Genomic DNA, 20559 nt, shown 5'->3' on the forward strand with positions numbered 1-20559 from the left:
TGCCCGCCCAGTCACTTTCGGGGGAGGCGAGCCACGGGGCTTTCCTCCCCCTTTTCATTCGGGCCCCTTTTTCATTCGGGCCCTTTTTCATTTGGGGAAGAACGATGCGCATCCTGTTTCCGCTCGGTGCCGGGCTGCTCGCGACGGGCACCGTCCAGGCACAGGAGGCGCGCCGGACCTATGCCAATCCGATCGACATCGATTATCGCTACAATTTCGAGCAGGTGAACGAGGGCATTTCCTATCGCACCGGCGCCGATCCGGCGATCGTCACCTTCAAGGGCAAATATTATCTCTTCCAGACGCTGGCGGACGGATATTGGTCGTCGCCCGACCTGGTGCACTGGACCTTCGTCACGCCCAGCCGCTGGCCGATGCGCTCGATCGTCGCGCCGGCGGTGTGGACCGATGGCGAGCGGATCCTCATCCAGCCCTCGATGATGGAGCCGAACGCGATCCTCTCCACCAGCGATCCCGACAGCGGCAAGCTCGACTTCTTCGTGCGGCGGATGCCGGCGATCCCCGGGCAACAGGGGCCGGGCGTGGAGCCGAAGCAGGGCGAAGTGCCGCCCGGGCCCTGGGATCCGGCGCTGTTCAAGGACGAGGACGGCAAATGGTACATGTACTGGGGCTCGTCCAACGTCTTCCCGCTCTACGGGATGGAGATCGCGTTCGCGGACGGGAAGCTGGCCTATAAGGGAAGGGCACGGCCGATGCTCGCGCTGCAGCCCGAACGACATGGCTGGGAACGGTTCGGCCAGGACCATAGCGGCGCCTTGCCCGACGGCACGCCGATCAAGCCCTTCATGGAAGGCGCCTGGATGACGAAGGCTGGGGGGCGCTACTATCTCCAGTACGGCGCGCCGGGGACGGAATACAACGCCTATGCCAACGGCACCTATGTCTCGGACAAGCCGCTGGGGCCGTTCGAATATGCGCCGTGGAACCCGGTCGCCTACAAGCCCGGCGGCTTCGTGCAGGGAGCGGGGCACGGCTCGACCTTCCAGGACGTCGACGGCAATTGGTGGAACACCGGCACGCCCTGGATCGGATACAACTGGACCTTCGAGCGGCGCATCGGCATGTGGCCGGCGAAATTCTGGGCGGACGGGCAGATGTCGGTCTCGACCCGGTTCGGCGACTTTCCCCATTATGCGCCGGGCGCGAAGGTCGCGGATCCGGAGAGCCTGTTCACCGGATGGATGTTGCTGTCGTACCGGAAATCGGCGGCGGCCTCATCGACGACGGGCGCGTTCGCGGCGGACCGGGTGACCGACGAGAATCCGCGGACCTTCTGGGTGGCAGGCGCGAACCGGCCCGGCGAGACGCTGACGGTGGATCTCGGCGCGGCGAAGACGCTGCGCGCGGTGCAGGTGAATTTCGCCGACTACCAGTCCGGCCGCTTCGGCGACGCACCGGATATCTATACCGAGTTCGCGCTGCAATCCTCGCTCGACGGCCGGAACTGGCGCCCGCTGGCCAGGACCGAGGCGCCGCGCCGCGACCGGCCCAACGCCTATTTCCAGCTGCCGGCGCCGGTGGAGGCGCGGTACGTGCGATACGTGCACGAGCATGTCGGCGGCGCGAACCTGGCGATCAGCGACCTGCGCGTGTTCGGCAGCGCGGGCGGCAAGGCGCCGGCGATGCCCGGCGGCGTGTCGGCGAAGCGGGACGGCGATGCGCGCAACGCCCATGTGGCGTGGAGGCCGGTGAAGGGCGCGGTGGGTTACAATGTCCTGTGGGGTGTGCGGCCGGACCGGCTGACGCTCGCCTATCAGCGCTGGGCCGACCAGGGCGCGGCGCTGGACATCCGCGCACTGAATGTCGGCGTGGACTATTGGGTCGCGATCGAGGCGTTCGACGAGAACGGGGTGTCGAAACGGACGCGGGCGATGCGGATCCGCTGATCCGCGCTCCAGTTCCGGCTTGCAATGTAGGATTTGCATTGTTCTCTATATGTTCCAAGTGGATTTATGGAGAATGTGATCATGGCGTATGTGACGGAAGCACAGCTGGCGGCATCGGACGGCGCTTCGCTCGTCGGCTTCGAACAGGCGGGTGGCGCGCATGCGGAGACGGTGGAGACTGCGCTTCGTCGGGTGCTGTCGCTCGAGAGCTTCGCGACCGGCGGCGGTTTCACCGACGACACGGCCGCGGTATCGGCCGCGATCGCCCAGGCCGCGGCGACGGGGCAGGTGCTGGACGGCAATGGCGGCCGGTTTCGGCTCACCGGCACGATCTATCTGCCCACGCGCACGCCGCTGAAGTTGCGCAACATCAACTTCCTGATCGATCACGCGGGACCTGCCATCTCCGCCCATGCGTCTTCGGGCAATGAAGTGGCGCGGTGCACATTCGAGATGGTCAATCTGCGCGCCATGCAGGACTGCGCGATCGCGTGGGACTGCAGCTATTGGCAATATTGCCAATGGATCAATTGCTTCGTCGGCACCGCGAACGGCACCGCCAAATTCGGCACGGCATGGCAGCTCCGTTCCGTGTGCTACTGGAACAGCTTCTATTCGCCCGAAGTCGAGCGTTGTGGTCTCGGCTGGGATCTGAACGATGCCAACGACACGCGATTCTTCATGCCGCGCATGGTCGATTTCACCGGCACGCCCCGGGCCGCGGTGGTCTTCAGCGGCCCGGTATCCGGGACGTCGTGGTACGGCGTCAGCTTTGAAGCGGCGTTCAGCCAGGCGCCGATCCAGTTCGATGCGGATTGCACCCAGAATTACTTCTATGGCGGACGTGCCGAATGCCGCGGCACCGCCGGTGCGCGCGCGATCGCGTTCAATGGTGCCGTGGCGAACGGCATCATGGGCATGGCTCCGGTGAACTGGAGCGACTTCTCCGATGCGATCGGCAATAATTTCGTGCAGTTCTACGGGTCGTTGAACGGCAGCGTGCTGAACGCCGGGACCGGGCAGTTCTTCGTGTCTTCCAATACCGTCAATGCGGACACGGTGGGCGGCCAGATCTACAACACCGTCCGGAACCGCTTCACCGGCTATCTCTCGGCCTTTGGCGCCAGGGACTTCGCGATGACGCCCGCAGTGGGTACGCTCGACATGAATGGTGAGCCGATCGACAATGTCGGCACGCTGGTCCTGTCCGGCGCCGCGACCAATCCTGGAAGCGGGAAGGTCGCGCTCGGAAACGGCACCGGCTTTACCGTGGGTGCAGCGGGCGGCGCTGCGATCCTGCCTGCCAGTCCGCTGGGCTATCTGACGGCCTATGTCGGCGCGACCGCGGTGAAGATTCCCTATTACAAGGCAAGCTAAGGCCGGAGGCTGATCCGGCGCGCCGGGGCGGGGCATGATGGCCGGCCCCGCCCCGGCGCGAAGCCGGATCACCCCAGCCACCCGCCGGTGAACCCGGCCAGCTTCAGCCCCTTCCGGATCGGCGCGCACGCCTGCATGCGCTTCCACACGAAGTCGCTGCGGTAGTTCGCCGCCTGGAGCAGGATCGGGCCCTGGTCGATGCCGATATAGTCGGTGTCGTACCAGCCCTTCACCGGATCGACGCGGCCCTTTTCGAGCTGCTTGTCGGTCCAGCGGAAGCTCGGGTTGAAGGCGTCGTAGAAGCCGTATTTGCCGTAGAGCAGGTCGCCATGGTCGCGGCGGAGCGCCTGCGCGGTGGGGATCACGATCTCCGGTGCGAAGGGCAGCGAGCCGAGCGAGGCGCTGGGCGTGATCGTGCCGTCGTCGCGGCCGTCCGGCTCATCGATCGGGCCGCGCGCGGAATAGCCGAAGAACTCGCGGTGCTCACCCTTGAAGTCGAGGCGGAAATTGCCCGGGCCATCGCATGCGGCGAGCCCCCAGCTCTGTGCGCCATAGCCGTCCCAGCGCATCGGATTGGCCACGCAATAGGCATGGTTGGCGAGCGTCTCGCGGCGGTTGTTCTCGAAATAGTCGAAGCCGGCCTCGCGCATCGCCGCATCGCGGATGCCGCGGAAGTCGATCCAGATATGGCTGTAATGCAGGGGGAACAGCGGCGCGAAGGCGAGGCGGCGGGTCGGCCCCTCGCCGCGCCAGCTGCGCGGATAGGTGGAGGTCCACACGTCCCAGCTGTCGGCCGGCAGCGGATGCTCCGGCCCCCCCAGGCCCAATAGGTAGACGCACATCCCCTCGTTATAGCCGGTCCAGTTGCTCGGGATCAGGCCGCGCTCGGGGTGCCAGCCCATCGACACGGCCTTGCGGCCGTCCGCCCGGAAGAAATTCCAGTCGGTACGGGCATAGAGCTTGTGCGCGAGCGCGCGGATCTCGCGCTCCTTGGCGTCCGCCCGGTCGTAATATTGGCCGGCGAACAGCACGCCCATCAGCAGCAGCGCGGTATCCACGCTGGAAAGCTCGACGTCGCGGAAGCGCGCGCCGGTGATCATGTCGATGAAATGATAGAAGGCGCCCTTGTGGCCGATCCTGCCGGTCGGCTCGGGCCCCTGGGGCGCTTCCCAGAAGAAGCGCAGCGTGGTGAGGGTGAGGTCGCGCGCCTCGGCCCGGGTGATCCAGCCGCGCTCGACGCCGATCGGATAGGCGGTGAGCGCGAAGCCGACCGAAGCGATCGAGCAGAAGCTGGGCGACGGATAGCGATCGGGGACCAGGCCGTTGTCGCGCCGCGCCGTTTCCCAGAACCAGCGGAAGGTGCGGTATTCGATGTCGGCGTAGAAGGGCGGCAGTGCGCGCGCGGCCGCGCCCTTGCGCGCCTGCGCCGCGGCGGCGCCGGGCAGCGCCGAGGCCGCGAGCAGCAGCGAAGATTGCGAAAGTAGCGCACGCCGGTCGATCATGTCCGAAGCCTCATAGCCGATAGAGCGGGGTCCCCGTTCCGCCCCGAAAAATCGGGGGCAGCGCGCGCGGCGCCGCCCCCGAGGGGGGTGTAACCGGGGAAGGGAGCCGTGGAACCGGTTACAGTCCAGGCCGAGAGAGAAACGGAGCCGCGGTCACGCATGCGCGGCTCCGTTCCCGGGGGCGGTGCGCGGCGCCGTGGTGGCGCGCATCACCAGCTCGGGAGTGAGGGTCTCGCTGGCGCGGTGCATGTCCTTGCCCTCGAGCAGGTCGATCAGCCGGGCGACGGCGCGGGCGCCCATCTCGGCGATGTTCACGCGGACGGTGCTGAGCGAGAGATAGCGGGCGAGCGGCACGTCGTCGAAGCCGGCGACCGCGATGTCCTCGGGCACGCGGGTGCCGGCGTCGCGCAGCGCATGGAGGCAGCCGATCGCCATCATGTCGTTGGCGGCGAAGACGGCGTCGGTGCGCGTGGTGCTCGCCAGTATCGCGCGCGCGGCGGCCTCGCCGGCCTCCTCGTTGAAGTTGCCCGGCAGGATGCGCGGGGGCAGGGCGTGGCGGGCGCAGACGGCGAGATAGCCCTCGGCGCGCTGGGCGGCGTCGAGATTGCCCTCCGGCCCGGCGATATGGACGATGTGGCGATAGCCGTTGGCGACGAGATGCTCGACCATCGCCTCGGCGCCCGCGCGATTGTCGAAGCGCAGCGCCGGGCGGCCGGGCAGATCGGCATGGCTGTTGAGCAGGATCGAGGGGAGCGCGGGCGGGATGGCCTGTTCGAGCGTCTCGGGCGCGATGTGCGGGGCCATGACGAGCAGGCCGTCGACGCGGCCTCGCATGGTGCGCAGCGCGACCGCCGCCTGGTCGCTGTCGTCGTGCATGTTGGAAAGGAGGAGGAGATAGCCGCGCCGGCTCGCCTCCCTGTCCATGCCGCGGACGCATTCGGAGAAGAACTCGCCGTGCAGGTCCGGCAGGACGACGCCGATCGCGTGCGCGCGGGCGAGGCTGAGGCTGCGCGCACCGGCATGGGGGACATAGCCGAGCTCGTTGGCCGCCTTGATCACTTTCTCGCGGGTTTCGGCGCGGACATTGTCGAGGCCGTTCAGCGCGCGCGACACCGACGCGACCGAAACTTCGGCGCGGCGTGCGACATCGCGGATGGTGGCCTCGCCCATTTCAGTCCCTTCTCCCCGATCGACGCGTGTTTTCCCGCGTTTCAGACCGCTTCGGCGATTGCAATACAACCCGTCCGCGAGTTATGTAACCGGTTACGGCGGGCGGCGACAAGCAAAAAAGTTTCGCGGTCGGCCGGGTGCAGACAATTTCCGTCGGCGTTCAGCGGCGGGCGTTCAGGAGAGGAAACGAGATGTTCGACACCAGGATTTCGCGACGCGCGGCTCTCATGGGAGCCGGAGCGGTCGCGGCCTGGGCCGCGAGCCCGGCGCGCGCGATGCTGCAGGCGGCGGGCAGCCTGCCGGTGCCCGCCTTCATCGATTCGCTGATCGCCAGGATGACGGTGGAGGAGAAGGCCGGGCAGCTCACCATCCTGCCCGCGGCCTGGGGCGGCGGCGTCGCCACCGCGCTCAACCCGCCCACCAACGGCCCGAGCTTCGAGCAGCAGCTGGAGGAAGTCGCGAAGATGCGGCTCACCGGCGTGTTCAACGGCAACGGCGCCGAGATGGCCCGCCGGATGCAGACCGTGGCGATGACCAGGTCGCGCCTCAAGATCCCGCTGCTCTTCGCCGCCGACGTGATCCATGGCCATCGCACCATCTTCCCGGTGCCGGTGGGCGAGGCGGCGGCGTTCGATCCCGATCTTGCCGAGCGCACCGCGCGCATGGCCTCGTACGAAGGCGCCGCGGCGGGCATCGACTGGACCTTCGCCCCGATGGTCGACATCGCGCGCGACCAGCGCTGGGGCCGCACCATGGAAGGCGCGGGCGAGGACACGCTGCTCGGCGAGGTCATCGCGGCGGCGCGCGTGCGCGGCTTCCAGGGCAAGGACCTGAAGGCGAACGACGCGATGCTGGCCTGTGCCAAGCATTTCGCCGCCTATGGCGCGGCCGAGGCCGGGCTCGACTATTCGACCGTCGACGTTTCCGAACGCACGCTGCGCGAAGTCTATCTGCCGCCGTTCAAGACCGCGTTCGACGAAGGCGCGCTTTCGGCCATGGCGTCGTTCAACGAGATTTCGGGCGTGCCCTCGACCGGCAGCGAATGGCTCATGCGCAGGATCCTGCGCGACGAATGGCGCTTCGAGGGCTTTGTCGTCTCCGACTATACCGGCGACATGGAGATGATCGACCATGGCTTCGCGGCCGATGCGCGCGAAGCGGCCAAGCTCGCCTTCCTGGCCGGCGTCGACATGAGCATGACCAGCGGCTTCTACCGCGATCACCTGCCCGATCTCGTCGCCAAGGGCGAGGTGCCGATCGCGCTGGTCGACGAATCGGTGCGCAAGGTGCTGGCGATGAAGGCGCGGCTCGGCCTGTTCGAGGATCCCTTCCGCCGGATCGATGCCAAGCGCGAAAAGGCGCGCTCGCGCACCAGGGAAGCGATCGCGCTGTCGCGCGAGAGCGGCCGCAAGTCGATCGTGATGCTCAAGAACGATGGCGACCTGCTGCCGCTGCCCAAGAGCGGCAAGAAGATCGCCATCATCGGGCCGTTCGCCGAGGGCAAGCACGACATCAACGGGCCCTGGGTGGTCTATGGCGACAATGCGCTGGCGATCGACCTGGCCACCGGCGTGCGCGGCGCGGTGGTGGACAAGGGCTCGGTGAGCGTCACGCTCGGCTCGGGCGTCGAAGCGCCGCTGGCCGGCGGCATCGCAGCGGCGGTGGCCGCGGCCAATGCGGCGGACGTGGTGATCCTGGCGATCGGCGAGAGCGAGAACATGTCCGGCGAAGCGCAGTCGCGCGCCGAGATCGTGATCCCCGCGCCGCAGATGGAACTTGCGGAAGCGGTGGCCCGGACGGGCAAGCCGATCGTGGTGGTGCTCAAGAACGGCCGGGCGCTGGCGCTGGACGGCGCAGTGCTGGCGGCGCCGGCGATCCTCGTCACCTGGTTCCTGGGCTCGGAGGGCGGCAACGCCACCGCCGACGTGCTGTTCGGCGATTATAGCCCCGCCGGGCGCCTGCCGTGCAGCTTCCCGCGCTCGCCCGGGCAGCAGCCCTATTACTACAACCACAAGCCGACGGGCCGGCCGAACCCGGAGGGGCCGCTGCAGCCCTACAAGGCGCATTATCGCGGCATCCCGAACTCGGCGCTGTTCCCGTTCGGGCACGGCCTGACCTATGGCAAGATCGGCTATTCCGACCTGTCGGTGCCGGCGACCCTGCCCTGGGACGGCGAGATCGCGGTCTCGGCGAAGATCACCAATTCGGGCAGCCGCGCGATCGAGGAAGTGGTGCAGCTCTACATCCGCGACCGGGTGGCGAGCGTGACGCGGCCGGTGCGCGAGCTGAAGGCGTTCCGCAAGCTGGCGCTGGCGCCGGGAGCGAGCGAGACGGTGACGTTCAAGCTCCGCCGCGAGCAGCTGCTGTTCATCGGCCGCGAGAACAAGCCGACCGTGGAGCCGGGGCTGTTCGACCTGTGGATCGCGCCGTCGGCGGAAGCCGAGGGCGTGAAGGCGCAGTTCACGCTGGCGGCTTGAGTTCTTCAATTCCTCCCCGAGCTTGCCTCGGGGAGGGGGGCCGCCGCCAAAGGCGGTGGTGGAGGGGTGCGCCGATGACGGCGCGTATCGCACCGCCCTTCCCAATCGCTTCGCGATGGTCCCCCTATCCCAGCAAGCTGGGGGAGGAATTAATTTGCCCGCCTCTCCAGGTCCTTCACGATCCGGGCATGCGCGCCCTTGCCCAGCGGGTTGAGCAGCATCAGCACGCATGACAGCGCCAGGAACGCCAGCGGCACCAGCGCGATGGTGAGGCGCATCGCGGCGAGGGTCGCCTCGCTCTGCCGGACATTGGCGACATAGCCGGCCGCGTCGAATCCGCTGGCGAGCAGCAGCGTGGCGAGGCCGATCGCGATGCGCTGGAGCAGCGCGGCCATGCCGAACACCGCGCCTTCGACGCGCAGGCCGGTGGCCTTCTCGCCATATTCCACCGTGTTGGGCAGCATCGCCCAATAGGCGAAGTGCAGCCCGACGATCAGCGCCTGCATCGCCACCAGGAAGAGCTGCATCGGCGTGGCCCGGTCGATATGTGCGCCGGCGAACAGCGCCAGCCCCGCCATGCAGAAGCCGGCGGCCAGGAACCATAGTCCGCGCGTGCCGAGCAGGCGCTGGAGCAGCATCCACAGCGGCACCGCCGCCGCCCCGACCACGCCCATCCAGGCGAGCGCGCTCTGCCCCGCCACGTCGTCGCCGATGAAATATTTGAAATAGTAGAGCACCGATTTGTTGAGGATCGTCACCGCGACGATCATCGCCATCATCGCGAGGTTGAGCGTGACGAAGGCACGATTGGCGGCGAGGCTGGCGAGGCTCGCCGCGATCGAGGGCGGCTGGGTGCGTGCGGGCGCGACCTGCTCGCGGTAGCTGGCGCCGACCAGCATGAGGATCGCGGTGCCCAGGATCGCGAACAGGATCGCCGCGCCGAGATAGGCCTGGGCGGGAACCGCGCTGCCGCTCAGCCAGGCGCCGAGCGGCAGCGTGCCGCGCGCGACCAGCACCGCCGCCATCGTGCCGAACAACATGCGCATGCCGGCGAGGAAGGCGCGGTCGCGGCTGTCGCTGCTCACCCGCGCGCTCATCGCCAGATAGGGCACGTTCACCGCGGCATAGGCGGTGCGGAAGAGCAGGTGGCCGGCGAAGATCGTCGCGATGCCCCACCATCCGCTTGCAAGGGGCGGCATGTAGGTGAGGACGAAGGCGAGCCCCAGCGGGATGCTGCCCAGCATCAGGAAGCGGCCATAGCCGCGCCCGGGCTCGCGCCGGTCGGCGATCGCGCCGGCGAGGAAATTGGCGAGCCCGTCCCATACCGAGGCGATGGTGTAGATCGCGGCGGCCCGCGCCACCGGCAGGTCGAGCGCCTCGGTATAGTAGAAGAGCAGGAAGAGCATGATGCTCTGCCAGTAGAGATTGAAGGCGAAGTCCCCGAAGGCGAAGAGCAGCAGCCGGAGGCGTGCCGGCGCGGCGCGGAGGCGGGCGATCATCGGGCCTGTCTAGCGCGGGCGGGGCGCGCGCGTCACGGGCTTATCGCGCATGCCGTCGTCCGGCTGGGCGATCGGCCGATCGGGCGGGCTTGCGCGGCGGTCCGGGCTCCGGATACGGCTGTCGTGCCGGGGAGCGGCGGGCGGCGTTGGAGGTACGCGATGGACATTCGGCCGGCCGACATCCGACGAGTCGAATGCCTCGACGGCCTGCGCGGGCTGGCGGCGCTCTGGGTGCTGTTCGGGCACATCGTGATCCTCACCGGCTTCCGCCTGCCGGTGCTGAGCAAGCCCGATCTCGGCGTCGATCTGTTCATCCTGCTCTCCGGCTTCCTGATGGTGTTCCAGTATCGGCTGCGCGCCGGTGCGGAGGATTGGCGCGCGCCCGGCACCTGGGCGGCATTCTGGACGCGCCGCTTCTTTCGCCTCGCGCCGCTCTTCTACGTGGCGCTGGCCGTGGCGCTGCTCGCCGGGCCGGCCCTTTATGCCGACCGGGTGGCGATCGACAGCTTCCTGGGCGAGCCGCTCCAGCCGCGCGAGCGCTATGCCGATGCGAGCCTCGCCAATATCGCGACGCATGTCAGCTTCGTGTTCGGCCTGCTTCCCGACTATGCCTTCCGCACCCCGCTGCCGGACTGGAGCCTGGGACTGGAGATGCAGTTCTACGCCGCCTTTCCGTTCCTGGTGCTGCTCGCGCGGCGGATCGGCTGGGTGCCGGCCGCGCTGGTCGCGGCGGGCGCGGCACTGGGGCTGGCAGTGCTCGCGCATCGGCTGGGGCTCGATTTCCCGATGCCCGCCTTCCTGCCGCTCAAGCTGCATCTCTTCCTGTGCGGCATGCTCATCGCCGCCGATCCCGGGCCGGGGCGAGGGCGGATCGGCGTCCATCTCGTCGTGGCGATGCTGCTCGCGGTGATGCCGGTGGGGGGCGATCACGACCTGCTCCACATCATCGTGCGCGAGATACTGGTGCTCGGCTTCTTCGCGCTCGTCCACCTGCGCTCGCTGGGTGCCGTCGACCGGGCGGCGCGGCTGCTCGGCGGCAGGGCGTTCCACTGGCTGGGGGAGCTTTCCTATGGCGCCTATCTCATCCACCTGCTGATCCTGTACCCGGTCGCGGCGGGCGTGATCGCGCGCTTCGGCACCGGGCTTGGCGCGGCCGGGCGATTCGCATTGACCGGCGCGATCGTGGTGCCGGCCACCTATGCCTTCGCCTATGTCACCTACAGGCTGGTCGAGCTGCCCGGGCAGCGGCTGGGCAAGGCCGTGATCGCGCGCGTCACCGGCAGCCGGACGCGCGCGCGCCAGACCCTGCCCGAGGAGATCGCGGCGCCCTAGCCGGGACGCGCAGGCGCGGGCCCGCGCGAATCCGCCGGGGTTCGCGGCATCGGGGCCATGGCTGAGGGAAGGGCCCCGAAAAGGGGCGGATCGGAGATCGATCGATGAAATGGTCGGGGCGACAGGATTCGAACCTGCGACCCCCACACCCCCAGTGTGATGCGCTACCAGGCTGCGCTACGCCCCGACCAAGGGTGCGCCCTCTAGGCCGGACCGGCGCGGGATGCAACCCATGGGCGACAATAGTTGCGCCGGGGTGTGCCGCATGTTAGCGCGCCGCGCTTGAACGGTGCGGATTCCTCCGCCCATGACAATAATAATCAGGACCCCATGCTCATCACGCCAGCACATGCACAGGCCGCAGGCGCGGCAGCCCAGGCCAACCCGATGGGCGGCGTCCTCGGACTTGCGCCGCTCGTCCTCATCTTCGTCGCCTTCTACTTCCTGATGATTCGCCCGCAGCAGAAGCGGATGAAGGATCTTCAGAACGCGGTGAACGCCGTGAAGAAGGGCGATCAGGTCGTCACCGGCGGCGGTCTGCTCGGCAAGGTGACCAAGGTCGACGAGACCGAAGTCGAGATCGAGCTTGCCCCCAATGTGAAGGTCCGCGCGATCAAGGCCACGCTCACCAGCGTGATGCCGGCCGGCGGCGCGAAGCCCGCGAACGACTGATGCTCGACTTTCCCCGCTGGAAGATCACGACGATCCTGGTCGGCATCGCGATCATGATCGCGCTGTCGATCCCGAGCTTCTTCCCCAAGAGCGCGCGCGACCATTGGCCGAGCTGGGTGCCCAAGCCGGCGATCAACCTGGGCCTCGACCTTGCCGGCGGCAGCTTCCTGCTGTTCGAGGCGAACACCGATGACGTGCGCCAGGCGAAGCTGACGCAGATGTCCGATCAGGTGAAGGCCGAGATGCGCAAGGACCCCAAGATCGACATTGGCGAAGTGTCGATCCAGGGCGGCAAGGTCAGCTTCATGGTCCGGGACGGGTCCAAGGTCGATGCCGCGCGCGAGAAGCTGCTGGCGATCACTGGCACCGGCGTGGGCACCACCGGCCAGCGCCAGTGGGACGTCGCGGTGGTCAATTCGTCGCAATTCGTGCTGACGCCGACCGAGGCGGGGATCAACGAAGCGATCGATACCGCGATGGGCGACGCGCGCGAAGTGATCGAGACGCGCATCAACGCGCTCGGCACCGTCGAGCCGACCGTGGTGCGCGAAGGCACCAACCGCATCGTCGTGCAGGTGCCGGGCCTGCAGAACCCGACCGCGCTCAAGGCGCTGATCGGCCAGACCGCGGTGCTCGAGTTCCGCCTGGTCGACGTCAACGCCGATCAGAACGCGGTGCAGCGCGGCGAAGCGCCCGCCGGCGACGTGATCATGCCGTACCAGGCGGGCGGCAAGGTCGCCGTGCAGCGCCAGGTGATGATCAGCGGCGACATGCTCGTCGACGCCAAGCAGACCTATGACCCGCAGACCGGCGCCCCGGGCGTCACGCTGCAGCTCAACGGCGCCGGCTCGAAGCGCTTCGCCAAGGTGACGCAGGAGAATAGCGGCAAGCCGTTCGCGATCATCATCGACGGCGTCGTGATCTCGGCCCCGAACATCAACGAGCCGATCCTGGGCGGCAGCGCCGTGATCAACGGCGGCTTCACCGTGGAAAGCGCGAACCAGCTCGCGATCGCGCTGCGCTCGGGCAAGCTGCCGGTGAAGCTGAAGGTGGTGCAGGAGTCGACGGTGAGCCCCGAGCTCGGCGCCGATTCGATCCGCGCCGGCGTCACGGCCTCGATCATCGCGGTCATCGCGGTGATCGCGTTCATGATCCTCACTTATGGCCGCTTCGGCATCTACGCCACGCTGGCGGTGATCATCAACGTGCTGGTCATCCTGGCAGTGATGGGGCTGCTCAACGCCACGCTGACGCTGCCGGGCATCGCCGGCTTCGTGCTGACCATCGGCACCGCGGTGGACGCGAACGTGCTGATCAACGAGCGCATCCGCGAGGAGCGGCGGCGCGGGCGCAGCGTGAGCCAGGCGGTCGAGCTTGGCTACAAGGAAGCCAGCCGGACGATCTTCGAGGCGAACGTGACGCACGCGATCGCCGGCCTGATCATGGTGATCCTGGGTTCCGGCCCGGTGCGCGGCTTCGCGGTCGTGCTGCTGATCGGCATCGCGACTTCGGTGTTCACCGCCGTCGTGTTCACCCGCATGCTCGTCACGATCTGGTTGCGCCGTAACCGGCCGACCGAAATCCACATTTAACGGAAGCGACGCGCATGCGGCTCCTCAAGATCATTCCCGACAATACGAACATCGGGTTCGTACGCGTCCGCTTCATCGCCTTCGCGGTCACCACGTTGCTCACCGTCGCCGCCGTGGCGCTGGTGGCCGTCCATGGGCTCAACATGGGCGTCGACTTCGTCGGCGGCGTCTCCATCGAGGAGAAGTTCGCCAGCCCGCCGCATCTCGACCAGGTGCGCGAGACGGTGAACGAGCTCGGCTTCGGCGAGGCGGCGCTCCAGCAGCTGGGCGGCCAGAACACCGTGACGATCCGCCTGCCGGTGCCGCATTCGACCACGCCGGATGCGGTCGACAAGATGGTCGAGACGGTGAAGACGGCGCTGGCGGCCAAGTTCCCCGGCGCGACCTTCAGCACCTATTCCACCGTGTCGGGCAAGGTCTCGGGCGAGCTGGTGAACAAGGGCATCCTGGCCGTGGTGCTGGCGATCATCGGCATCGCGATCTTCTCGTGGTTCCGCTACGAATGGCAGTTCGGCATCTCGACCGCGGTGGCGATCATCCACGACGTGCTGATGGCGCTCGGCTTCTTCGCGGTCACCGGCATGGTGTTCGACCTGAACATCGTCGCCGCAGTGCTGACGATCATCGGCTATTCGATCAACGACAAGATGGTGATCGACGACCGCATCCGCGAGAACATGCGCAAGTACCGCAAGATGGGGATGAGCGAGCTCATCGACCTTTCGGTGAACGAGACGCTGCCCCGCACGGTGATGACTTCGCTGACGATCATGCTCGCGCTCGCTTCGCTGCTGATCTTCGGCGGTCCGGTGCTGCGCGGCTTCACCGCCGCCATGATGCTCGGCATCGTCGTCGGCACCTATTCGTCGATCTATGTCTCGTCGTCGCTGCTGATCACGCTGGGCCTGAAGCCGGGCCCGCGCGAGGAGAAGCCCTCGCCGGCGAGCGGCGCCGAGCGCGTCCGCTGAGCCGATGGAAGTAAAGCGCGCCAGCGCGGAGGGGCCGGTCATCTCCGGCTTCTCCGGGCGCGGCTTTCGAGTCGACGAGGGCGTCTATGAAGGGCTGCTCATCACGCCCGAGCGCGCGGACGGATGGGCGCCGCCGCCGATCGCCGAGTTGACCGAAGCCGATCTCGCGCCCTTGCTGGGTCTGGAGCCTCGGCCCGAATTCCTGCTGCTCGGCACTGGCAGGACGCTGGTGCGCCCGCCACGGGCACTGGCCGAGGCGCTGGGTGCCAGGGGCATCGGCATCGAGGCGATGGACAGCCGCGCCGCGGCCCGCGCCTGGGGCGTGCTGCGCGCCGAACTGCGCTGGATCGCCGGAGCGCTCTACCCGCTGGACTAGGTTCCCGGAGGGGAGGCTTTCCGCATCGCTCGAACATTGGATATGCTGCCCGGAAAGGGAGAGGCAGCATGATGATTCTCGCGCTCGCGCTGGCCATGGCCGCTGGATCGGACACGCCGGACTATCGCAACGCCGCCAACTGGCTCTGCCGGCCCGGCCGGCAGGATGCGTGTACCGCGGACCTCTCCGCCACGGTGGTCGCCGCCGATGGCGCGCGCAGCGTCGAGCCGTTCAAGGCCGCGCGCGCGCCGCAGTTCGATTGCTTCTACGTCTACCCCACCATTTCGCTCGACCCGACTCCCAACAGCGACATGATCCCAGGGCCCGAGGAGAAGCGCGTCGCGCAGTTCCAGGTGGCGCGGTTCGGCGCCAATTGCCGGGTGTTCGCGCCGGTCTATCGCCAGGTCACGCTCACCGCGCTCAGGAGCATCATGGGCGGCGGCGCGCCCGCGATCGACCGCGACATGGCGTATCGCGACGTGAAGGCGGCCTGGGACGATTACATGGCCCATGACAACAAGGGGCGCGGCGTCGTGCTGATCGGGCACAGCCAGGGCTCGCTGATCCTCACCCAGCTCGTCGCCCGCGAAATCGACGGCAAGCCCGCGCAGAAGCAGCTGGTCTCGGCGATGCTGATCGGCAGTTCGGTGCCGGTCCCGGCGGGCAAGGACGTGGGTGGCATATTCCCGACGATCCCGCTGTGCCGCAGCGCCGACCAGGCCGGATGCGTGGTCACCTATGCGAGCTTCCGCGCCGACTCCCCGCCCACCGCCGCCAGCCGCTTCGCCAAGGGCGACAGGCCGGGCGTCGAGGCGGGCTGCACCAATCCGGCGGCGCTGGGCGGCGGCAGGGCAGTGGCGCACGCCTATCTCAATGCCGGCGGCAACATGCTCGTCCCGGGCCCGGCCGAGGCCTGGAGCAAGGACGGCGCAGCGATCGCCACGCCCTTCGTCAGCGTGCCGGGGCTGATCTCCACCGAGTGCGTCGACAAGGACGGCTTCAACTATCTCGCGGTGACGGTGAACGCGGATCCGGCGGATGCGCGCACCGATACCATCCCCGGCGACGTGAAGGTGGGCAGCATGATCCTGAAGGACTGGGGCCTGCACCTGATCGACATGAACCTGGCGCAGGGCGACCTGGTCGACCTGACCGCGCGCCAGTATCGCGCCTGGGCGAAGAAGCGCTAGGCGCCGTCCGAGGCGGGCTTGGTCCCCGCCCGGTAACGGCTTGCCGATACGGGCTTCAGCGTGCCGGCGCCAACCGTGTCAGCAGCATGCGCCAGAGCGGAATGGTGATCAGCACTATCTGGGCAAGGAACGGGATGAACAGGCTGGTCACGAATGCGGTGATGGAAGCGAGCAGCGCCGCAAGGCCGCGCTGGCGGATCATCCGGCGCTGTGCCGGCGTCACATGCTCTCCCACCACCGGCGGCGCGGTGAGGACGCGTTGGATCAGGATATTGAAGATCGATATCAGGATCATCCAGCCGCAATAAAAGGCGGTGGGCACGCGGTGGCCATAATATTCGGACGAGAAGGCCGTGAAGAAAGGCATCGCGGCGATCGCGCTCAGCAGCAGCAGGTTGGGCAGGAAGAGCCTGGGGCTCCAGTGGCGCGCACAATCGAACGCCCGGTGATGCCCCGCCCAGAAGGCGCCTATCACGAAGAAGGAAACGAAGAAGCCGATAAAGTTCGGGATCAGCTTGTTCAGCGCCTCCAGGAACGCGGTGTCGCTATAGGGCGCGGCGACATGCGGCACGTGGATCTCGATCACGAGCAATGTTATCGCGATGGCGAACACGGCATCGGAAAAGAACGCCATGCGCTCCAGCCCATGCGCCGGACTGTCGGCGTGCGTTTCCTTCGGCTTCATTGAATCCCCCCTCTGGTTCGGCAGCGTGCCTAGCAGAGGATCAGCGCGTCGTCTTGGGCGGCGTCGCCTTGGCGCGGCGCGTGGTGGCGCGTGGCGTGGTGGCCGGCGCCTTGGCCGCCGCGGCCTTGCGCGGTTTCGGCGCCGGCTTGGGTGCCGCAACGGTCTCGGTGGCCGGCTTGGCCGGAGCCGGCTTGGGCTTTGCCGCGGCCTTGGGCGCCGCCGGCTTGGCTTCGGCCTTGGCGGCGGGAGCCTTGGGTGCCGCCGGCTTGGCCTCGGCCCTGGTTGCGGATGCCTTGGCGGCGGCCGGAGTGGCGGGTGCCTTGGCCGCGGCTGCGGGCTTGGCCGCACGCTTTGCCGGCGCCTTGGCGGCCGGCTTCGCGGCGACGCTGCGCGTGCGCTTGGCCACCGGCTTGGCCGCAGCGGTGGCCGCTGCGGGTTTCGGGGCGGGCGGGGAAGCGGGAGCGGCCGCTTCCTCGGCCTTCTCGCTGGGCTTGAGCTTGGCGGCCAGCGCGACCAGGCCCGCGGCGAGCAGATCGTTCACCACCGGATGCTTGGCCAGCGCGTCAAGCTGCCTGCGCAGTTCCTTGGGCAGTTTCATCCCGGCGATGCTCTTGGGAAGAAAGCCCTTCTTCTCGGGCTTGGTATCGCCGGCCCGCTTGTCCTTCTTGCCCGCCATCACTCGGTCTCCACCGCTGGTAACTTCACTGTCATGAATGTCACGGACCGACGCCGCCTAGTCAACGCGGAAAAGGATCACTCTTCTTCCGCTTCCCAATCGGGTTCGAACTCTATCTCCAGGTCGCCCGGGCCGATCGGCGCCTCGGGCGCCTGCTCTGCCTGGGGCAGGATGTAATAGACGAGCGGCGGCGCTTCGGCAGGTCGCTCGGGCAGGTTGCGAAAAGGGTCCATGGTTCGTCTCTCTCCGTTACGTTCCGGGCACGAACGGCGGGCGGGGCGAAGCGGTTCCCTCAGGCGCCGTGGCGGCGATCGACGAGGCGCTGGAGAAACGCGTGGAGACGGGTGCTGTTGGCGGCCCAGGTGAACGGTGCGGCGACGGCGCGGGTGTCGGCCGGAGCGGGCGGCGCGGCGATCAGCGCGCCCAGTGCCTCGGCGAAGGCGGCGGGGGTGCGCGGAACGATGCTGCCGGCCGCCGGCGCGGTGACCACCTGGCGGGCGCCGCCCACATCGGGGATGACGATCGGGGTGCCGCTCGCCAGCGCCTCGAGCCATGCATTGGCGAGGCCTTCGCGTTCCGAGGCGAGCGCCATCGCATCGGCGGCGGCGAGCGCCGCGGCGACGCGATCGGGGGGGATCGAGCCGAGCAGCCTGACGCGGTCGCCCAGGCCGAGCTGTTCGATCCGCGCCTCGAGCCGCTTGCGATCGGGGCCTTCTCCGGCGATCCACAACGTGACGCCGGGAAGCGTCGAGACGGCGTCGATGACGATATCGTGCCCCTTGATCGGAATCAGCGCGCCGACCGAGAGGACCAGTGGCCCGTCGATGCCGAGCTCCGCCTTGGCGGTGGCACGGTCGCGGGGCGCGAAGCGGGCCAGGTCGACGCCGGTGGCGACCGTCTCGATCTTCTCGCCCGGGATGCCCATGGCGATCATGTCGGCGCGCAGCGCATCGCTCACCGAGAGCACGCCGTCCGCGCCCCGGCCGGCGGCGATCACCTGCGGCCCGATGGCGTTGCGCCGGCCCCAGTCATGGATATCGGAGCCGCGCGCCTTGATCGACACGGGCACGCCGATGCGCTCGCCGAGCACAACTGCAGCAGGGCCGTCGGGGAAGAAGAACTCGGCGGAGATCACGTCGAACGGGAATTCCCGGTGGATGGCGCCGAGCAGCGGGGTGAGCGCGGCGGCGAGGGCCCGGGCATGGAAACGGCCGCCGGTGCCCGGCAGGTTGCGGAAGCGGGGGCGGTGGACCGTCAGCCCGTTCCAGGTCTCGCGTTCCGGCAGGGCGGCGAGACGGGCGTAGCGGGAAAGCCGTGCCAGCGGCCAGGGCGGCAGGCCGAGCGGGGCGACGACGCGCACTTCCACATCCTCCCGCTCGGCCAGCGCCCGGGTCTGGCGCTCGACGAAGATGCCGAAATTGGGGCGCGACGCATCGGGGAAGAGCGTCGAGAGGACGAGCACGCGGAGCATGCTCCTGCCTATAGCCGGCAACGGTTAACGGGCCGCTCGCCACGCGAAAACGGCTCGCCCGGCGCGTTCTCCGGGCGAGCCGTTTCCTGTTGCCGGGGAAGGATCAGCGGCAGCGGCGCTTGCCGCTGCGCTCGATCTCGCGGCCCGCCACCGCGCCGGCCGCGGCACCGAGCAGCGTGCCGACGGTGCGGTCGCCACGGGTGTCGATCGTGCGGCCGACCAGCGCGCCGGCCACGCCGCCGACCACCAGGCCGGTGGTGCCGTCGGGCTTGCGGCAATAGCTGCGGCCGTCACGCCCGCGCCATTCGCGATATTCGTAGCGCTTGCGGTCGCGGCGATCCTGCGACCAGTTGCCGTCGACACCGGCCTTGGCGATGGGGGCGGCGTTCGCCGCGACCGGAACCACCGCGACGGACGGCACGGCCACAGCGATCGCGCCGAGCGCGAGAATGAATTTCCGCATGTTACACTCCTGATGCACTTTGGGGCAAACCGGGAACCTAACGTTTCGGTTCCGAACTAGTTTCATGAACGGAAAACAACATATCGTTCATCGAAGGGAAGGAAAATGGACGAAGCGCGGGCGATCATCGAGCGGCTGGAACTGGCGCCCCATCCCGAAGGCGGCTGGTATCGCGAGACCTGGCGCGCGGCGCCGGGCGCGGACGGGCGGGCGAGGGGAACCGCGATCCATTTCCTGCTCGAGCAGGGCCAGCGCTCCCACTGGCACCGGGTGGATGCCGACGAATGGTGGCTCTGGCACGCCGGCAGCCCGCTCGCGCTCCACATCGCCGACGCGGCGGACCGCGATCCGGCGACGACCCGGCTTGGCGGCGACGTGACCGCGGGCTATGCGCCCCAGTGCCTGGTCCCGGCGAATCGCTGGCAGGCGACCGAGGCGCCGCACGGATGGGCGCTGGTGAGCTGCATCGTCGTTCCGGGCTTCGATTTCGCCGGGTTCGAATTGGCGCCTCCAAATTGGTCTCCGCGCAACAATATTGCCTAGTTGTCCACGTTATCCACAGTCTTCACAAGCCTGCAGGGGCATTTCGCGCTTTGCGCGACTCGGGTTCGATGACACCATCATGACTGTAAGCGGAACGGTCCGGCGGCGGGAAACCAAAGCAAGATCAGAGGTTTACACGGGCCGGAAACGGTGCAGGTGCCTTCGGGAAACCGCATTCGGTTACGGTTCGGGGATGCGAGGCCCCGGAAGTTGCGAAGCCGAAGTGCCGCCCAGGCGCTGCTAAGGTTTCGCGGGACGCCGGAGCACGGTTCGGCCGGAAGCGGAGGGTGCTGCGCAAGCATTGCCCGAGGCGGAAGGGCGAAGCGGAAAGGGGTCGGAACCCTGGTTCGCGGAAAGGGGTGCGCAAGCGCCCGGCTTCGCGGACGAAGGAACGGCCTGCCGGGAGATTGGCCAGCCGGACGCGACGCGCAAGCGATGCGGAAGGATCTGGAGGGATCGAGCGGAGAGAAGCATCCAGCAAGGCTTCCGATTTCCGGCCCCCGGCCGGAGAGACGAAGCGGGCCGCCGGGGCTGGCAACCGCAACTCCCCTTCGGGGTGAGTGGACAACGGCCAGCCTCGACGACCGACCCGAGGTTCGCATGCCCTTGCCGGCGCGAGCCGAGGATGCCGCCGAAACCATGCCGACGATCCGTCCGGA

At 68.3% G+C, this 20559-nt stretch carries 18 protein-coding genes and 1 tRNA gene; 10 read left to right on the forward strand and 9 right to left on the reverse strand.

Going from position 1 to position 20559, the window contains the following annotated elements:
• Positions 1-104: 104 nt before the first annotated feature.
• Together CAP40_RS16995 and CAP40_RS17000 are read left to right on the forward strand one after the other, a co-directional pair.
• Positions 105-1907, forward strand: coding sequence for a family 43 glycosylhydrolase (locus tag CAP40_RS16995; RefSeq protein WP_086130718.1), 1803 nt, complete (start codon positions 105-107; stop codon positions 1905-1907).
• A gap of 81 nt (positions 1908-1988) precedes the next feature.
• Positions 1989-3284 carry a hypothetical protein gene (locus tag CAP40_RS17000; protein WP_144034407.1) on the forward strand — a complete coding sequence of 432 codons (1296 nt, stop codon included), beginning with the start codon at positions 1989-1991 and terminating at the stop codon, positions 3282-3284.
• A 68-nt stretch (positions 3285-3352) separates the two neighbouring features.
• Here CAP40_RS17000 and CAP40_RS17005 read toward each other — a convergent pair whose 3' ends face one another.
• Together CAP40_RS17005 and CAP40_RS17010 are read right to left on the reverse strand one after the other, a co-directional pair.
• Positions 3353-4786: a glucoamylase family protein gene (locus CAP40_RS17005; protein WP_086130720.1), complete on the reverse strand. Its 1434-nt coding sequence runs from the start codon at positions 4784-4786 to the stop codon at positions 3353-3355.
• A gap of 153 nt (positions 4787-4939) precedes the next feature.
• Positions 4940-5956, reverse strand: coding sequence for a LacI family DNA-binding transcriptional regulator (locus CAP40_RS17010; RefSeq protein ID WP_086130721.1), 1017 nt, complete (start codon positions 5954-5956; stop codon positions 4940-4942).
• A 227-nt stretch (positions 5957-6183) separates the two neighbouring features.
• On the opposite strand from CAP40_RS17010, the gene CAP40_RS17015 reads away from it, so the two are divergent.
• Positions 6184-8433 carry a glycoside hydrolase family 3 N-terminal domain-containing protein gene (locus tag CAP40_RS17015; protein WP_373384951.1) on the forward strand — a complete coding sequence of 750 codons (2250 nt, stop codon included), beginning with the start codon at positions 6184-6186 and terminating at the stop codon, positions 8431-8433.
• Positions 8434-8582: 149 nt separating this feature from the next.
• Here the strand turns inward: CAP40_RS17015 and CAP40_RS17020 are convergent, their stop codons facing one another.
• Positions 8583-9932 (reverse strand): MFS transporter, encoded by a 1350-nt coding sequence (locus tag CAP40_RS17020; protein WP_086130723.1) that lies wholly within the window; start codon positions 9930-9932, stop codon positions 8583-8585.
• A 159-nt stretch (positions 9933-10091) separates the two neighbouring features.
• Here CAP40_RS17020 and CAP40_RS17025 point away from each other — a divergent pair, with 159 nt between their 5' ends.
• Positions 10092-11264, forward strand: a complete 1173-nt coding sequence (locus tag CAP40_RS17025; protein ID WP_086130724.1) for an acyltransferase — start codon at positions 10092-10094, stop codon at positions 11262-11264.
• A 110-nt stretch (positions 11265-11374) separates the two neighbouring features.
• On the opposite strand, the gene CAP40_RS17030 is transcribed toward CAP40_RS17025, so the two are convergent.
• A tRNA-Pro gene (locus CAP40_RS17030) sits at positions 11375-11451 on the reverse strand.
• 143 nt (positions 11452-11594) lie between these two features.
• Between CAP40_RS17030 and yajC the strand changes: the two genes are divergently transcribed.
• The 5 genes from yajC (at position 11595) to CAP40_RS17055 (ending at position 16062) form a co-directional block, all read left to right on the forward strand.
• Positions 11595-11936: a preprotein translocase subunit YajC gene (gene yajC / locus CAP40_RS17035; RefSeq protein ID WP_086130725.1), complete on the forward strand. Its 342-nt coding sequence runs from the start codon at positions 11595-11597 to the stop codon at positions 11934-11936.
• A complete protein-coding gene (gene secD / locus CAP40_RS17040) occupies positions 11936-13528 on the forward strand; it encodes a protein translocase subunit SecD (protein WP_086130726.1) in 1593 nt (530 codons plus the stop codon). The genes yajC and secD overlap by 1 nt, the downstream gene beginning before the upstream one ends.
• Positions 13529-13542: 14 nt before the next feature.
• Positions 13543-14496 carry a protein translocase subunit SecF gene (gene secF, locus CAP40_RS17045; RefSeq protein ID WP_086130727.1) on the forward strand — a complete coding sequence of 318 codons (954 nt, stop codon included), beginning with the start codon at positions 13543-13545 and terminating at the stop codon, positions 14494-14496.
• A gap of 4 nt (positions 14497-14500) precedes the next feature.
• On the forward strand, positions 14501-14872 hold the full coding sequence (locus tag CAP40_RS17050) for an Mth938-like domain-containing protein (RefSeq protein WP_086130728.1): 372 nt from the start codon (positions 14501-14503) through the stop codon (positions 14870-14872).
• Between the two features lie 68 nt (positions 14873-14940).
• Positions 14941-16062, forward strand: a complete 1122-nt coding sequence (locus tag CAP40_RS17055) for a DUF3089 domain-containing protein (protein ID WP_086130729.1) — start codon at positions 14941-14943, stop codon at positions 16060-16062.
• 55 nt (positions 16063-16117) lie between these two features.
• Here CAP40_RS17055 and CAP40_RS17060 read toward each other — a convergent pair whose 3' ends face one another.
• The 5 genes from CAP40_RS17060 to CAP40_RS17075 all read right to left on the reverse strand — a co-directional run bounded on the left by CAP40_RS17060 (position 16118) and on the right by CAP40_RS17075 (position 19357).
• Positions 16118-16747, reverse strand: a complete 630-nt coding sequence (locus tag CAP40_RS17060) for a TMEM175 family protein (RefSeq protein WP_086130730.1) — start codon at positions 16745-16747, stop codon at positions 16118-16120.
• 40 nt (positions 16748-16787) lie between these two features.
• Complete coding sequence (locus tag CAP40_RS17065) at positions 16788-17423, reverse strand: hypothetical protein (protein ID WP_086130731.1); 636 nt, start codon at positions 17421-17423, stop codon at positions 16788-16790.
• 77 nt (positions 17424-17500) lie between these two features.
• A complete protein-coding gene (locus CAP40_RS20540; RefSeq protein ID WP_179188325.1) occupies positions 17501-17656 on the reverse strand; it encodes a hypothetical protein in 156 nt (51 codons plus the stop codon).
• A gap of 59 nt (positions 17657-17715) precedes the next feature.
• The gene (locus CAP40_RS17070; protein ID WP_086130732.1) at positions 17716-18894 is read right to left on the reverse strand and encodes a glycosyltransferase; all 1179 of its coding nucleotides are present in this window, start codon (positions 18892-18894) and stop codon (positions 17716-17718) included.
• Between the two features lie 103 nt (positions 18895-18997).
• Positions 18998-19357 carry a glycine zipper 2TM domain-containing protein gene (locus CAP40_RS17075; RefSeq protein ID WP_086130733.1) on the reverse strand — a complete coding sequence of 120 codons (360 nt, stop codon included), beginning with the start codon at positions 19355-19357 and terminating at the stop codon, positions 18998-19000.
• A gap of 105 nt (positions 19358-19462) precedes the next feature.
• On the opposite strand from CAP40_RS17075, the gene CAP40_RS17080 reads away from it, so the two are divergent.
• Complete coding sequence (locus tag CAP40_RS17080) at positions 19463-19900, forward strand: cupin domain-containing protein (protein WP_086130734.1); 438 nt, start codon at positions 19463-19465, stop codon at positions 19898-19900.
• Positions 19901-20559 lie beyond the last annotated feature (659 nt).

This window comes from Sphingomonas sp. IBVSS2 (assembly GCF_002127225.1).
In the GTDB taxonomy this organism is placed as follows: Bacteria; Pseudomonadota; Alphaproteobacteria; order Sphingomonadales; family Sphingomonadaceae; genus Sphingomonas.